The organism is Bifidobacterium sp. LH_512, assembly GCF_056356435.1.
Genome location: NZ_JBKEUE010000002.1, coordinates 222,448 through 237,482, shown reverse-complemented (window position 1 = coordinate 237,482; position 15,035 = coordinate 222,448). Strand labels below are relative to the sequence as shown.

General features: G+C 57.4%; 10 protein-coding genes. 3 read left to right on the top strand and 7 right to left on the bottom strand.

What is annotated here, in order from left to right; genetic code table 11:
- Positions 1-108: 108 nt before the first annotated feature.
- The gene (rlmB, locus tag AC1AWD_RS06815) at positions 109-1,098 is read left to right on the top strand and encodes a 23S rRNA (guanosine(2251)-2'-O)-methyltransferase RlmB (RefSeq protein WP_476564951.1); all 990 of its coding nucleotides are present in this window, start codon (positions 109-111) and stop codon (positions 1,096-1,098) included.
- Between the two features lie 73 nt (positions 1,099-1,171).
- Here the strand turns inward: rlmB and AC1AWD_RS06810 are convergent, their stop codons facing one another.
- Both AC1AWD_RS06810 and AC1AWD_RS06805 read right to left on the bottom strand, forming a co-directional pair.
- Complete coding sequence (locus tag AC1AWD_RS06810) at positions 1,172-2,587, bottom strand: DUF4032 domain-containing protein (protein WP_476565001.1); 1,416 nt, start codon at positions 2,585-2,587, stop codon at positions 1,172-1,174.
- Positions 2,588-2,774: 187 nt separating this feature from the next.
- Positions 2,775-3,902: an ABC transporter ATP-binding protein gene (locus AC1AWD_RS06805; protein WP_476564949.1), complete on the bottom strand. Its 1,128-nt coding sequence runs from the start codon at positions 3,900-3,902 to the stop codon at positions 2,775-2,777.
- Positions 3,903-4,283: 381 nt separating this feature from the next.
- Between AC1AWD_RS06805 and AC1AWD_RS06800 the strand changes: the two genes are divergently transcribed.
- Both AC1AWD_RS06800 and AC1AWD_RS06795 read left to right on the top strand, forming a co-directional pair.
- Positions 4,284-5,000, top strand: coding sequence for a LytR/AlgR family response regulator transcription factor (locus AC1AWD_RS06800; protein ID WP_476564947.1), 717 nt, complete (start codon positions 4,284-4,286; stop codon positions 4,998-5,000).
- Positions 4,997-6,322 (top strand): ATP-binding protein, encoded by a 1,326-nt coding sequence (locus AC1AWD_RS06795; RefSeq protein WP_476564945.1) that lies wholly within the window; start codon positions 4,997-4,999, stop codon positions 6,320-6,322. Before AC1AWD_RS06800 ends, AC1AWD_RS06795 begins: the two co-directional genes overlap by 4 nt.
- Before the next feature lie 124 nt (positions 6,323-6,446).
- On the opposite strand, the gene AC1AWD_RS06790 is transcribed toward AC1AWD_RS06795, so the two are convergent.
- From AC1AWD_RS06790 to AC1AWD_RS06770, 5 genes are all read right to left on the bottom strand, one after another.
- A complete protein-coding gene (locus tag AC1AWD_RS06790) occupies positions 6,447-7,100 on the bottom strand; it encodes a hypothetical protein (protein WP_476564943.1) in 654 nt (217 codons plus the stop codon).
- Positions 7,097-9,523: a beta-glucosidase GluB gene (gene gluB, locus AC1AWD_RS06785; protein WP_476564941.1), complete on the bottom strand. Its 2,427-nt coding sequence runs from the start codon at positions 9,521-9,523 to the stop codon at positions 7,097-7,099. Before gluB ends, AC1AWD_RS06790 begins: the two co-directional genes overlap by 4 nt.
- Positions 9,524-9,819: 296 nt before the next feature.
- On the bottom strand, positions 9,820-12,687 hold the full coding sequence (locus AC1AWD_RS06780) for a glycoside hydrolase family 3 N-terminal domain-containing protein (RefSeq protein ID WP_476564939.1): 2,868 nt from the start codon (positions 12,685-12,687) through the stop codon (positions 9,820-9,822).
- A 153-nt stretch (positions 12,688-12,840) separates the two neighbouring features.
- Positions 12,841-14,178: an ATP-binding protein gene (locus AC1AWD_RS06775; protein ID WP_476564937.1), complete on the bottom strand. Its 1,338-nt coding sequence runs from the start codon at positions 14,176-14,178 to the stop codon at positions 12,841-12,843.
- On the bottom strand, positions 14,168-14,869 hold the full coding sequence (locus AC1AWD_RS06770; protein ID WP_476564935.1) for a LytR/AlgR family response regulator transcription factor: 702 nt from the start codon (positions 14,867-14,869) through the stop codon (positions 14,168-14,170). Before AC1AWD_RS06770 ends, AC1AWD_RS06775 begins: the two co-directional genes overlap by 11 nt.
- Positions 14,870-15,035 lie beyond the last annotated feature (166 nt).

Genomic DNA, 15,035 nt, shown 5'->3' with positions numbered 1-15,035 from the left:
CTCAATTATTATTCCATAGAACCTTTACCTTGCCGTGTAGCGAAACGGCGCAGAGCCCATAGCACATGCCCTCATCACAAGTTGAGGGGTGCTGGGACAATGAAATCTATGGCTACTAAGAAAGGTCCGACCAAGGGGTCGGGTGGAAAACATCGCAATAAACTGCGCGGTCACGGCCCTACGCCGAAGGCCGAGGACCGCGTATACCACAAGGCATACAAGGCCAAGAAAGTGGCCGATCGTCGTAAGATGGCCGATCCGCGTCTGGCTGCACGCCGTCGCGTCGCCAAGTTCACGTCCGATTCCGACGATCTGGTCATCGGCCGCAATGCCGTCCTTGAAGCATTGCGCGTAGGAGTTCCTGCGACAACGCTGTACATTGCGACACGTCTGGAACATGACGATCGCACTCGTGAAATCGTTCGCCTGGCTGGTATTCACGGCCTGCACCTGCTCGAAGCCGACCGTATGGAAATGGATCGCATCGCGCGTTCCAGCAACCATCAGGGCGTTGTGCTCAAGGCACAGCCATACCAGTATTCTTCACTGATCGAGCTGGCTGAGCGTGCCGAAAAGAAGGCCCGCGCCATGGAGGCAGCCAATTCTAAGGCGGCACGCATGTCGGCACGCCCGCTGTTCATCGCTTTGGACGGCGTTACCGATCCGCAAAATCTGGGCGCTGTGATTCGTTCCGCTGCAGCATTCGGCGCAAACGGTGTGATTCTGCCGGAACGCCGCTCCGCTTCGGTAAACGCCGCCGCATGGAAGGTGTCCGCAGGCGCCGCCGCGCATATGCCGGTCGCCCGCGTCGTCAACCTGAACAAGGCGTTGGACGCTTTGAAGGAACGCGGCTACTACGTTGTTGGCCTTGACGGCGGCGGTGATGCGCTGGTCGGCGAAACCGGCTTCGAAACCGATCCGCTGGTCGTCGTACTGGGCTCCGAAGGCAGCGGACTGAGCCGTCTGACCCGCGAAGTCTGCGATTCCATCGCCGGCATTCCGATGTCCAGCATGGTCGAATCCCTGAACGCTTCCGTCGCCGCGGGCATCAGCCTATACGCGGTCGCCCGCGCTCGTCGCGAAGCCGCAAAGGAATAATCCAAGCACCATACATGTTAAATGCCCGACAGCATTTCCACTCGGAAAGCTGCCGGGCATTTTAACATGGAAATCAGTGGCTCCAGACCGCGGCGTCCGGATCGTCGTCCGGATTGTAGCCGTCGTCGTCGGGGTCGTTGTACGTATATTCATCGTCGATGACACCAGCATCCGCTTCCTCAAGCAGCTCTCCCAGCGCTTTCGAATCCAGCTTATACTTCGGCAGCTCATCCTTGATATAGCTGCGCACGGCTTCGGCCATCGGCACATCGTGACCGACGCGCTCAGCTAAATACCAACGATGCGTCAGCACTTCATGGAAGAACTGCGCCTGTTCGATTTGCGAACGGTATTCGCGCGGAATCATGCGCACAGTTGGTTCGAACACTTCACGCATCCAGTCAGTGGCGACGATTTCCAAATCCTCGCCTTCACGCCACGTGGAAGCACGATACGCGTCCAAATCATTAAGCAGACGACGGGCCTGATTCTCCTGCACGTCAAGGCCTGTCAAGCGCAGCAGCTTACGGTTGGCATAGCCCGCATCCACGACGCGCGGACGCACCAGCACGCGCTTGCCATCTTCAGCGGTCTTCATTTCCAGCTCGTCAACGTCAAAGCCAAGCTCATTGAGCTTGTCAACACGCTTTTCGATCTTCCACATTTCATCCGGGCTGAACTTATCAGTGTCAGTAAGGGCAGCCCACAGCGAATGGTAGCGTTCGGACAAACGGTTGCCGATTTCGATTTCATCAACGTCGCCCGGCAGCAGCTTGCCGGAGCTCAAATCCATCAATTCGCCGATGATATTAGTGCGCGCCAGATCAACATCGTATTCACGCTGGCCAGAGGTCAGATTCACCTGCAAATCACCCGTTTCGGCGTCGACCAGGAATGCGGAGAACGCGTCAGCATCACGCAGGAACAGGACGTTCGACAGCGAAACATCGCCCCAGTAGAAGCCGGCCAAATGCAAGCGCACCATCAGTACAGCCAGTGCGTCGATCAGGCGTTCCGCGGTATCCGGACGCAGGTTACGGGCGAACAGTGCGCGATATGGCAGGGAAAACTTCAAATGCTTGGTGACAAGAATCGCTTCCAACGGCTCGCCCTCACGATTATGACGCCCCGTCACCACTGCAATGGGCTGAACGGTAGGTAAATCGAGTTTCTGCAAGCGACGCAGCAGCTCATACTCCCGTTCGGCGACAGTACGGGTAATTTCCTTCATGGCATAGACTTCGTCGCCGACATGTACAAAACGCACGACGTGGCGGGAAATACCTCGCGGCAGGTTGGCCAACAGCTCTGCGGGCCAAGTTGCCAGCGGCTTCTCCCACGGCAATGTGAACATCTTCGGGTTCGAACTTGCCGCGGTAATCGTCAGCGCCTGCGGCTCAGGTCTGTTTGCCGAGGCATCTTCAGCCTTCACCGACGTCGCTTTCATTGCGCGAGGATCCATTTGCGAGTAATCCATTCCTGCTTGCATCATAAAGCCTTATTTTACCTAGTGGTCTTCCCCTTAGACGCGATTGCCGGCCATCCATGAACGCGGCAGCGCATATACGTAAAAGAAAAGCCCCGCAACCATGCGGGGCTTTTCCAACGAGGCCTAAGAGAGGAAGAGAAACGCCTCGTTTAATGGTTGACAGGAGCGAGCTCCCGCCAAGTATCTACTAGTTCAGACGCAGCTCGGTCGACGGGGCGAACAGGTGCATCTTGGACGGATCAATCTTGATCTTGACGACCTGACCGACCTTCGGCAGAGCACGCGGGTTCACGCGGATCGTGGTGAGCTTGTTCTGGTCGGACATCAGCTGACCGGCATCTTCAGTGGCGCCTTCCGTGAGAATGTTGCCGTAGATGTAGCCATCGGAGCCCAGATCTTCGACGTTCATGACCTTCAGAGAGAACGCGTTCGAATCATCCGGGGCAGCCAGGCCGGCGTCTTCCGGACGGAAGCCGACGACGATCTGGCCGTTGTCTTCCGGAGTCAGCTTGTTGACGGCCTCAGCCGGCAGTTCAACGGTGTCTTCACCAATCTTCGCCTTGCCGTTGACCACCGGATGGGTGTTGATGTTCATCGACGGGGAGCCGATGAAGCCGGCGACAAAGACATTGGCCGGGCGATCGTACAGCTCGGTCGGAGCGCCGACCTGCTGCAGAATGCCAAGCTTGATGACGGCGATGCGGTCGCCCATGGTCAGAGCTTCGGTCTGATCGTGGGTGACGTACAGGGTGGTAACACCCAGCTGACGCTGCAGAGCGGCAATCTGCGTACGGGTCTGCACGCGGAGCTTGGCGTCGAGGTTGGACAGCGGTTCGTCCATGAGGAAGACCTTCGGCTCACGAACGATTGCACGGCCCATGGCGACACGCTGACGCTGACCACCGGACAGGGCCTTCGGCTTGCGGTCGAGGTACTCGGTCAGATCCAGAATCTCGGCGGCCTTCTCGACGCGCTTGCGGATCTCCTCCTTCGGGGTACCTGCGATCTTCAGAGCGAAGCCCATGTTGTCGGCAACGGTCATGTGCGGGTACAGAGCGTAGTTCTGGAACACCATGGCGATGTCGCGATCCTTCGGCTGCATCGTGGTGACGTCCTTGCCACCGATAAGGATGCGGCCCTTGTTGACCTCTTCCAAGCCAGCGAGCATGCGCAGGGTGGTGGACTTACCACAACCAGACGGGCCAACCAGCACCAGGAACTCGCCGTCCTTGATATCCAGATTCAAATCATCCACCGACGGCTTATCGTTGCCCGGGTAGATACGAGTAACATGGTCAAATACGACTTCTGCCATGATATTGACATCCTTTCAGAGGCAGGTACGTGCCTCACGATCCGTTGTAAAGGGATTGTTATCACCGCTCCAGCCTACGTCTTACGCCTTCGACAAAAACGCAAACCGCAGCGTTAACTTTTTGCCGGTTCATTGAAGGTTCTCTTCATTGAGCCATGACTAACTATACACGGCGAAATGTTAATAGCGCACATTTTTTATGGTTTTTTGAAAAATACAGGACATGCCGGCGTTTTCCACAGAGTTATTCACAGTTGTGAACATCTTTTACAGCATTGTGCCTTTGTGGACAACTGCGAAAAATACTCCGCCCCATCCCAAAAACACAAATAAAACCAGTCCTGTACAGTAGTAGTGCACAGCAGAGAGGTGGATACAATCATGCGCGACATCCGAATCGGCGTGGTCGAAGACGACCCGGCAAGCTGCCAGAGAACCCTCGATTTCCTCAATCGCTACCAGCAAGAGAACGACGTCCAATTCACCGTCTCCATTTTCGACGACGGCGAAAAAATAGCCGAAAAATATTCTCCTGTATATGACATCCTGCTGCTCGACATAGAAATGACGAACATGGACGGCATGACGGCCGCCCGACGAATCCGCGAACGCGACGATAGCGTCATCATCATTTTCATCACCGCGGCGCCGCAATACGCAATCAGCGGTTACGAGGTGCGCGCAATGTCATATCTGCTGAAGCCGCTCCCATGGTTCGCCTTTTCACAGGAAATCAAACGCTCGATCGACATGGTCCGGAAAAACGCCGACGCCACGCTGCTCGTCGACACCGCCAGCGGGCAAACCCGCATCGACCTTGCCGACATCACATATTTCGAGTCCATCCGCCACACCATCGTCATTCATACGCTTGCCGGCAAAATCTCAATGAGCGGCACTTTGAAGGACATGGAGTCCAAGCTTGCGGACCGGGGCTTCTTCCGTTCGAATTCCTGCTATCTGGTCAACATGCGGCATGTCGTCGGCGTCGAGGATCAGGATTGCGTCATGTCCGACGATGAACGACTGCGCATCAGCCGACCACGCAAAAAGACTTTTCTCACCGCACTGGCCGACTATATGGGAAGTACGCGATGAACGTGACGCTGACCAACGCGCTGCCGGACATTCCGCGCCTGTTCACCGCAATCTGCGAATGGCTGGCCTGCATCACCTATATCATCGTCATATACCGCCGCGTTCCATTGCATCGCACGATCATCGCCTGCATAGCCGGTCTTGCCGCGATGATCAGCATCCAATACTTCAATGGCGCGATGCCGTTGTGGTTTTGGGTTTTCGGCATGGCGACCGCTTTCGCCTGCATGTTTGCGATCATCTTGTTCGGCACAGGCGGTGGCAAACGTGAGACGCTGTACATCACCGCACGCGCTTTTATCTTAGGGGAACTGGTGGCGTCGCTGCACTGGCAGCTCGCGACATTCGTCGGCGTCTACCGCAATGTCGACGAATACGCCTGGCAGGCGGTTGCGCTGCTGATTGCGACATACGCGGCGTGCTTTGCGATGGCGGGAACGGCCGAGCGCGGGAATTTCAGCAGCGTTTCCCCGACGCTGCCGTCCGTTTCGACAACGGTGATGACGGTGGCGATTATGCTGGTGACATTCGCCATGAGCAATCTGAGCTTTATCTCCACGAATACGCCGTTTTCCGGCAGCGTCGGGCAAGAAGTGTTCTACATCCGCACCTTGGTGGATTTCTGCGGATTCGCGATTCTATACGCGCAGCAGGAACAGGTACAACGACTTGAGGCCAGGACGGAATTGGCGTCGATTAACGCGCAGCTGGTCAGCCAGCATCAGGAATATCTGCAGTCCAAGGAAAACATTGAATCCTTGGGACGTCTTGCACATGATCTGAAGCACCAAATCACCGCTCTGCGCGCTGAGGTGGACCCCGAGCATGTCGCCACCGGCTTCGAGCAGCTTGAAGCGTCGGTGCAGAGATACAGCGTGCAGCAGCATACCGGCAATCCTGTGCTGGACGTCATTCTGACGGCGAAAACACGCGTCTGCGCCGAGCATGGCATCACATTGACCGCCGTCGCCGATGGTAAACTGCTATCCGGCATGTCCTCGATGGATATCGCCTCCTTGTTCGGCAATGCTTTGGACAACGCCATCGAAGCGACGTCGCAGTTGCATGACCCCGAGCAGCGGCTCATCCGATTGGCCCTGTACGGGCAAGGACGTTTCACGGTAATCCGTATCGAGAACTACTACGACTCCGCGCTGAAGAAGGACACGGAAGGCAATCTGCGCACGACGAAACGCAACGACACGCATCGCCACGGATTCGGCGTCAAATCGATACGGCATATCGCACAGCAGTATGACGGCGAAGTAACGATTCACGCGGAAGATCATTGGTTCACGTTGACGGTGTTGCTGCCTCGGTGACCGCCGATCGTCATCGGCTCACTTTCCGTTGAACGCATGGGCGGCGCATGCACGCGTCAAAATAGGGGCCTCCCCATGGGGAGGCCCCTATCCGTATGTTTCCGAAGGCACGGGCGCAGTTCGGTCAGCCCTTCTTTTCCGGTTCGCCTTCCGGGAAGATGATCTTGAAGACGAAGAAGAAGATCACCATGGAGACGCCGCCCGTGATGAACGTGACCAGAAGGTTGTACACGGCCAGCGGCACATAGGCCTGGGCGATCGGCATCCACAGATTGTTGAAGCCGTTGCAGATCAGCGAAATCACGATCCAGGCGATGAAATACCACATCGCCTGGTACACCGGGTTGCCGTGGCTCTTGAACGTGATGTTGCGCTGCAACGGGAAGTTGATGCACTGGGCTAGGAACGAACCGACCTCATAGCTGATGAAGTAGCCCAGACCGCCACCGATCATGACCGCACCGGACGAATCGTAGACGACGTTATAGCCAAGCAGGCTCCACGTGAAATCCACGCCGAACAGGTTCATGTGCACCTGCGGCCACATGAATTCCGTGCCGGCAAGCCCCTTGCCCAGGATCGGCGGCAGGAACGTAAACACCAGATACTGGAAAATCGTCACGCCCATGCTGAAGACGAAGAAGTAGAAAATCTGATAGACCCACTTCGCCAGCACCGGATGGTTGCGGGAGAATTCACCCCACACACGGAGCCACCACGCGACCAACGCGTTGGGATTCTCCTTGACTACGGCCTGCTGATTGCTCTTCTCACTCATTGCTCAAGCTCCTTCGCTGTACGCTTGTTAGCGGATTGGTTGCGGAAGAATCCCGCGATCACGCCGCCGAGACCACGGAACGTGTGCCCGTTGGCGATACGGACGATGGCGTCAACCATTGCGGAATCTACCATGCCCTGAGTCATCTTGCTCATGGCGCGCGGCGGCATGTTCAGGATGAACAGCGTGTTCAGGTCAGGCGCACCGGTCTTCTGACGGACCTTCGCCTCGCGGCTGACCAGAGTCTTGGCCACCGTGCGCGCGGCGAAGCCCTTGGAATCCACCCAGGAAGAAATCGGGTCATTCACACCGAACGTCACCGGCTTGCCGGGGGCAACGATCTCATGGCCGAACAGCGTGGCCATTTCGGCGTCGGTGACTTCCTTGACACGTCCGGTCAGGTATGCTCCAAGAGCCGGATCGGCCGGTTTCGGATTGGCGTCACCGGCAACGGCGAAACGGGTTTCCAACGGCAGGTGCTCGGCATTGTCGCCGACCATCAGCGTCCAGATACCGGATTCGATCTTCCACGCATTGGATTCGACATCGAAATGACGGAACGTGTAACGGTCGAAATCGACGCGTACGGTCTTGCTTTCATGCGCGTCAAGCCAAACCTTCCGGAAGCCCTTCAACTCGCGGGCCGGACGCAGCACGCCGCCTTCGACGCCCCGGACATACAGCTGGGCGACCGTGGCGCCGGCGACATCGGAATCGTTGGTTATGGTAAATTCCACGCCGGTTTCGTCGGCGACCAGACCGGAATACGTGAACGTGCTGTAGCTCAGACCGTAGCCGAACGGGAAACGCACCGGCATGGAAACCGTCTCGTAGTAGCGGTAGCCAACGAACGGGCCTTCACGGTAGATCGCGTCACGGCCGATGGCGGGATACCAGCCAGCGCTCGGGCAGTCCTCATAGCGCATCGGCCAGGTTTCAGTCAGATGTCCGGACGGGTTGACTTCGCCGGTCAGCACACGCACTGCGGCGGATGCGCCGGCCTGACCAGACAGACCGATGTACAGCACGGAAGCCACATCATTGAACCAGGGCAGCTCAACCGGAGAGCCGGCGACCAGCACGGCCACAATCGGCTTGCCGGCCTTCTTCAGACCTTCGATCATGTCATTCTGCACCTGCGGAATGGCCATCGTGGAACGATCCAAGCCTTCCGATTCGCTGCGCTCGTCAAGACCGATGACAGCGATCACGACATCGACGTCATCGCGGGAGGCCAATGCGGCGGCATCATCAATCAGCTTCTTGTTCGCAACACCCTGGCGATCATATCCCTGGCTGTAGCCCGTAACGGACACCTTATCGCTGTGATTCAGCTCATCAAGCAGGTTCTCCTCGCGGGTGGCGTTCACCTTCGACGAACCGGATCCCTGGAAACGGGCGGCCTTCGCCATATCACCGACGACGGCGACGCGAACGCCCTGCTTCAGCGGCAGCGCGGCATCATCGTTCTTCAACAGCACGCTGGCGTTTTCGGCGACACGGCGCGCGACCTCATGATGCGCCTTCGCAACGGCATCAGTCAGCAGATCGTCACGGCCGACTCCTTCCGTCTTCGTCAGCTTCGCGATCTTCGCAACCTCGGCGGCGCGCGCATTCAGATCAGCCTCCGACAGCGTGCCGGCGGCGACCGCACCGACCAGCTCGCGCACGGACGTGTATCCCGGAGACGGCATTTCCAGCGAGCCGCCGGCCTTCACGGCGGCGACGGCGGAATTGGAACCGCCCCAATCGGAAACGACCATGCCATCGAAGCCCCACTCGTCACGCAGAATCTCCTGCAGCAGGTGCTTGTTCTCGTGAGCGTACACACCGTTGATTTCGTTGTACGAGGTCATGATCGTCAACGGAGCGGCTTCACGAACGGCGATTTCAAAAGCGGTCAGATAGATCTCACGCATCGTGCGCTCATCAACCACGGAATTGCTGGCCTGACGACGCAGTTCCTGGCTGTTGACCGCGAAATGCTTCGGACAGGCGGCCACGCCATTGGACTGGATGCCGCGGATCAGACCCGAAGCCATACGGCCGGCCACAATCGGATCTTCCGAATAATACTCGAAATTACGACCGCACAACGGATTGCGCTTGATGTTCATGCCCGGGCCAAGCAGCACATTCACATCCAAGTCATGCGCTTCCTTGCCCAAGGCCTCGCCCATGGCCTGTGCCAGTTCCGGATCCCAGGAATTGGCCACCGTACCCGCCGTCGGGAAGCAGGTGGCGGGCTTGGACGCCCCCAAACCCAAATGATCGCCCTCGCCCAGCTGACGGCGTACGCCATGAGGACCATCGCTCATGACAAAGCTCGGAATACCCGCCTTATCGTTACCGCGCGAGTCCCATTCGGAGGCGCCGGAAAGCATGGCTGCCTTCTCAACGACCGAAAGCTCTTCGAGTTCCATTCGTTCTCCCTTGCACTGAATTGTCCTATCGTCACGAAGCCGCGCTGCTGCATCGCACGCGATTCCGTCGCTATCTTGATTCAAGCAGTCTGGCAGGCGCCGCATAAGGAGGATTACACAACCTGTCGTTTTGGTCGCACAATCGGTTGCCGCCTGGCATATGACCGTGCGCATATTCGAATGCCGCCGCCATGCGCATCGGCTCACCGCTCTTCAGCCCGAACAAAAAGCCGGCCGCGGGCAGCGGCCGGCAGGACGGAGCGAACGCCCCGGAGGAGAGGGGCGAACGCACCACATCATTCGGCCGCGGCCGCCCTACGTCCATGGAAACGCTTGATGGCCAGGACCTCAAGGGCGAGGAAGACCACAGCCGTCACACCGATCACCGCATACGTGGCGGTCTTCCAGATGGGAGCGGCGACGCGAGGTTCACCATCCGCATACTTCCAGCTATTGACAGCGGTATACAGGATGTTATGGGCGGAAGTGCGCAACGCCTGCACGCCCGTGGCCGACAGGTCGGTCACATGATTGGTGCTCTTGAACGTGGCCAACATCGCATCATTGCCGTTGCGGACAAGCTGGTCGCCGGTCTGATATCCGTAGTTGCCGTACCAATCGGTCAGGACCATGCCTCGGAAACCCCACTCATCGCGCAGGACGGTGTTAAGCAACGCGCTGCTCGCACCGGCATAGACCGGTCCGATGTAATTGAACGAACTCATGACCGCGCCGGTGTCGCCATCCTTCACGGACATTTCGAACGGCTTGAAATAGATCTCCCTCATCGCCTGTTCATTCGACCATGTACAGATCATATTGTTACGGTTGGTCTCCTGGTCGTTCAACGCGAAATGCTTCATGAACGCGTATACACCCTGCTTGCGGGCCGCAGCGATCTCCGTGGAAGCCATCATTCCGGACAGCGTTGCGTCCTCGGAGAAATATTCGAAATTACGGCCACCGAATGCGCTGCGGTGGATGTTCATCGCAGGCGCATACCAACCGGAAGCGTCCATGTCATGAGCCATGCGGCCGATCATGTCGCCGAATGCGGCGGCAAGATCAACGTTCCATGTGCATGCGAACGACGTGGAGGAGGGGAAACCGATCGAGCCGACGCCGGTGAAGGTATTGTTCAGCGAGGCCGGACCGTCCAAGTCGGTCAGGGCGATCTTGCCCACCGAGTCGATCGCCTGCGTGCCGAAGCCCGCATTCGCGCTCAGATTATCCATATCCTCCACGGTCAGCTGATCGAGCAACTGGTCCCAACGCGCGTCATCATAATCGGCACCGTACAGTTCGTATAGCTCGATGCCGTTATCGGCGCCGGTGGTCGGCATCTTATCCTCGTCGTTGTCGTACTGAGTCGGATCGTAATTGCTGTTGTTCAGGAAGTTGGCCTTATCTTCATCGCGCATCGAGAACGATGCCGGAGCGGCGGTCACTTCGTCATAGTTTGCGAAGTGATCGGCGCGGCTCAGATACGACAGACCGCCATTGGCATAATCGAATTGGTTCGTCGCAACCGTCGCGTCGCCATTATGGGTGTTCTCCGCCGTGTCATAGGTGATCGTTTCCGGCACATTCACCGTCTGCTCATCGAGCACCGTATGCGCGTCGGAATTGATCGAGACCACATAATCGCCTTTTTCAAGCACCCAGGCCTTGGCTCCCTGATAGTCATAGGAAGCCATGTCGTCGTCGTCGAATTCGATATGCAGCGTTTGGGAATCGCCCGGCTTGATGTTGTCGGTCTTATCGAAGGCAACCAGATTCGTCGACGCCTTTTCGATGCCCCCGTTGGTATATGGCGGGTTGTAATAGACCTCCACCACGTCCTTGCCGGCCACGTCACCGGTATTGGTCACGGTCACGTCGAATGCAATCGCGCCGGAGGAGGCGTCATAGGACACGTCCCCCATCTTCTGCTCAAAAGAGGTGTACGACAAGCCGTAGCCGAACGGGTAGCGCACCATGGAATCATAATCGATGGCGCCCTCATCGTCGGCGGTCTCGTAATACTTGTAGCCGACATAGATGCCTTCGACGTAGTCAACGAACGTCGGCGCATACGGCGTCTCGTCAACGGCGAATTCGTCCATGTTGTCATACAAGAAATCACCGAAGTTGTTCCACGTGGGGGTCTTGGTCAGATCACGAACAAAGGTGTCTGATGTACGGCCAGACGGGTTGGTCTTGCCGGCAAGCACATCGCCCAACGCGTTGAAGCCCGACTGTCCTGCCGGCGGGCACCACACCACGGAGGAAATCTGCGGATAGTCTTCCAGGAAATCGAACTGGAACGCATTGGCACCGTTGTAGACCAGCGTCACATCGTCAAAGTTCCTGGTGACCAGATCGATCATATCCTGTTCGGTTCGGCTCAGCTGCAGGAAATGCTCGCCCTTCTGGAAATCCTGATAGTCGGACGAATTTTCGTTATATACGATATCGTCCGCTTTCATATCGGTAGGCAGATCCGCGCCCTCGCCGCCGACACGGGTCAGCACGATGACCGCCTGATCGGAGAAGTCCTTTGCGTCGGCGATCAGATCGTCGGAGTAGTCGGCAGCCGGCACTTCGGGCAAAGTCCAGTCCTGATCGTTGATGGCCACTGTGGGACGGTCGGAACGATAGTCCGTATACAGCTTGGACAGTTCCTCGTTGGTCTTCAACCCGGCATTCGCCATGCCGCTCAGAATCGATACGGTGGGATACGCGTCAGACATCGAGCCGGAACCAGTGCCGCCGTATACGGGATTGGTCGATCCCCAGCCGAACACGTTGACCTTGTTTTCCTTCAACGGCAAAGTATCGTCATCGTTCTTCAACAACGTGACGGCTTCCTGCTGGACCTTGGATGCAAGCTCATCGGCCGCTTCAATAGTCGATTCCTGCAGCACGTGACGGTTGGTGGCCAGGTTCAGCAGACTGGATAACGGGCCGAACAACATCATCGCGATGACGACCACGGACGCCACCAATACGACCAACCAGGATTCGGAATGAACGAGCTTGCGCACGGCGACGTCTTTCACCGTCTTCCTGTTGACCGCGATGGTGGCGACGATCGCCAACACCAATACCACACCGATGGCGATCAAATACGGTCTGAGGTTATTCAGCACCGATATGACATCATCCATATTCACGCCGATCATGCTGCGTTCCTTTTCTCTCACGCCGACGCCATCGCCGACGGCCGCACCCCTTGCGGCAAGGTCACGATACCGTCGGTGCGGTCGGCACATGGCGGGGCATTACGCGAAACGTCCGATTCATCGCGCGAAACGCATGCTCATGACGTCACACCATCATGAATCCGCCGCGGATGAGGGGATGGGAATGACGATCGACACCGAGAATCGTTCATGCTCGGCGGTCATGGAAAGCTCTCCCCCATATCGTCTCACCTGACGGGCGATGGACCGCACACCGAATCCGTGATACCGCCGGTCCTGTTTCGTGCTGACAGGAAGACCGTTACGGAAGCTCGGCTGTTTATCCGCGGCATAGTAATTCCGCTCTTCGATGAACAGCAAACCGCCTTTGACGGACACGGACAGGTCGATCACGCGTTTATCGGGCTCCCGCACCTGCGCGACGCTCTCCACGGCGTTGTCCAGCAAGTTGCCGAACAGGGAATAGAGATCGGATCGCGCAAGAAAATCCAGCCGACGACCGTCGGCCGAGCAAACGAACATGATGCCGTTCTTGGAACAATACAGGCTTTTCTCGGTCAACAGCGTATCCAACGACTTGTTGCCCGTACGGAACATCGAATCATAGACGCGGATGTCGTTCTCCATGTCACGCATGGCTTCGGCATCGAGACGTCCGCCACCTTCGGATGCCGACGCGATGATCCTACGGATGTCGTGACATTTGATGTTGATCAGTTCGATGCTTTCCTTGGCCAGCTCATAATGCTGGTCGCGCAGGCGATCCGTCTCCCTGATGAGCAGAAGGTCGTCATGAAGATGGTCGTTGACGGACACCAGCATCATCACGGACAACGCCAGCGACACGCAGACGATGTCATAGACGTATCCCGTCAATTGCGTTTCAGCAGCACGATGCTGCACAAACACCAGATTGAAGACAATGACCAGAACAATCACGCCGATGGAGATCAAAAGCCATGCGATGCGACGCATCACGCGATCGCCGTCTATGACGAACCTCCGGCAACACAGCCAATACGCCATGCCATACACCACCGCATAGGTCGCGACGACCACACCCAAATATTCCAGCCCGATCTGGGGCATGCTCGCGGGCCAGAACGCGAAGCAGAACAGCTGGCATACGTCAAAGGCGACATGCTGCACCGAATAGCCGGCGGCCACAATCACCAGTGATTCAATCCACCGAAGCTCCGCACACTGATGCAGGACTGCGACAAGCGCGCCGGCACATAGACCGAAGAACCCGACCATCCGTATAATCCACGGAAAAATCTCATCGTACCCGTCAAAAGGACGCACCAGCGGAGCGTAGATGAACCCGCCCACAGTGACGATGCCCAGCAATGCCGCCGCGCCGACACGCGGCATGCGCCACCGGACATGAACGCAGAACAGCAGCACCGCACACAACAATTCAACGGGGAACGTGTAGAAAATCGCACCGAGTTGCACATCAGCCCCCATGGTATTCGACCAGGGCCTGCATCAGCGTCTTACGCCGCGACCTGCTGATCCGTATGCTCTCGCCATCCACATCGACCACATCGCCGTCCACCGCACGCACCCACTCCAGATTGACCAGGCAGTACCGGTTCGCGATGACGAATCCCACCGGCTCCAGCACCGATGCGGCGGCCTTCAGGCTCGACCATGTTCGATATTGCCTCTCTCCGACATGATAGATCAATGTATGATCCAGCACTTCCACATACCGGATATCCGATGAGGACAGAAACTGGGTTCCGGACCCTACCGTCAACGGGACGGTGACGTTACGACGCCGCCCGACAATGTCCTGCGCTTTGCGCATCTTGATGTCGAACGCGTAATAGTTCAACGGCTTCAGCAGATACCCGATCGCGTCCACGTCATATCCCGCAGCCGCATACTGCGCCATCTTCGTTGTGAATATCAGCACGGTCTGTTCATCGATTTCACGCAGTCGCCGCGCCGTTTCCAATCCATCGATGCCGGGCATCTCCACGTCGAGGAAAATCACATCGAATTCCGCACGGTAATCCCGCAGCAACGCATTTGCGTCAGGGAAATAATGCAACGTGTATCCTGCATCATCATCGTGGAAGTATCTTGCAACGAACGATTCGGTCACTGACGCATCACTGGCGTCATCGTCGACCACTGCAATGGATATCATCGACGCTCCTCTCTGCGGCACTGGCGCGAAATACGGAAACCGGACGTATTGGGGCAACACCGGAAACGGAAGGATGCGGCCCCGAAACAAGTATGGTGAATGGCCGGATCAACCATGTGGCAGATCCGGCCATTCACCGTATCCTCATCATGGATGCCCGTCCCAG